Annotated in this window: 1 protein-coding gene and 2 pseudogenes; all 3 read right to left on the bottom strand. The window is 34.1% G+C overall.

What is annotated here, in order from left to right; genetic code table 11:
* Nucleotides 1-185, bottom strand: a pseudogene (locus D0T84_RS23205) (hypothetical protein); the annotation flags it as partial.
* A gap of 162 nt (nt 186-347) precedes the next feature.
* Nucleotides 348-860 (bottom strand): RteC domain-containing protein, encoded by a 513-nt coding sequence (locus D0T84_RS22285; RefSeq protein ID WP_163310110.1) that lies wholly within the window; start codon nt 858-860, stop codon nt 348-350.
* Nucleotides 861-1,048: 188 nt separating this feature from the next.
* A pseudogene (locus D0T84_RS23425) lies at nt 1,049-1,145 on the bottom strand (hypothetical protein); the annotation flags it as partial.

Genomic DNA, 1,145 nt, shown 5'->3' with positions numbered 1-1,145 from the left:
AACAACTCCATATTATTAGATGAATTATTTAAAGTACAATAAATTATTGAATTAGACATAAAAAAGAAAGGCGCATAACTATAATCTTTGTTATTGATGAGCGATTTAAGGTCTTGACCTATATCGTTCAACTTCTTGGATAGCTTTGTCATCCATTTTTCAAAATCTTCATTATTGATATACATATTGCTTCGTTTTACAGATTAATACTACTTGTGTCCAATGCATTGACGAAGCAAAATTCGGCAGAACGAAGCAATAAAATAGGGGGACTGGCACACCCACTCCCCCTGAAATAATTTGTATCTATCTGATATACAATCTACATTATTTTCATTTTTTCAAAATTAATTATAGCCCTCGTCTTTACTTTTTTGAGTGATAGCATCTTTTATCCTGTCTAAAAATTCGGTGATTTTAGTGGGCTTACGTTTTATTACTGCTTCTTCTTTTTTGTGGATATCCCCGAAACTTATATTGAACATCTTTTCAAATATACGTGCTACATCGGTAAGGAACAATTCTTTGCGGTTGGAATGAAAGATACCACCCGTCAGATAAAAGAGCCCGCAAACCAATTCCATTATATCAACAAGTTTAATCTTATCCTGATTTAGGTATAAGGGAGATTTCCAGTCAGCTTCTATGTTGATGAAATATTTAGGATATTGCATCTGACGGTATATCAATTCTCGTTCTTTGCTTGTCAACAATAACACTTTATCCGAATAGACAATTTTCAATATATCCTTTTTTGCTCCATATGAAAGTTCCAGCGACCTTATCATTTCAAACTCAACTTGTGTCGTATTGAGCATGCGGATACGTTTAATATTATCATTTTCTGTATCCAGATACATAATTAGTCTCTCCTTACGAATATAAAAGTTTCCAAATAGTTTTCATTTCGCCAGCATTTTCATCAGTAGAAAACTATTTGCATTTGGTTGGCAGCATTTATTATATAGCCAAGAAATGAGATTCTTCATCCATTTCTTGAGATTCCAGGCTGTGGCACTTAGAAGAGCATTGATTTGGACATACCTCTCCCCACAGAGATAATTTTCATGCATTCTGAAGTCTGATTTGAGATGTGCGTTAACCGGTTCTATTGCTGCCCTGCGTCTAAACTTCCTCCGCTTTTT

The organism is Dysgonomonas sp. 521, from assembly GCF_010501055.1.
Taxonomy (GTDB): Bacteria; Bacteroidota; Bacteroidia; order Bacteroidales; family Dysgonomonadaceae; genus Dysgonomonas.
The sequence above is the reverse complement of the archived record's forward strand: the minus strand, read 5'-3'. Positions and strand labels throughout refer to the sequence as shown.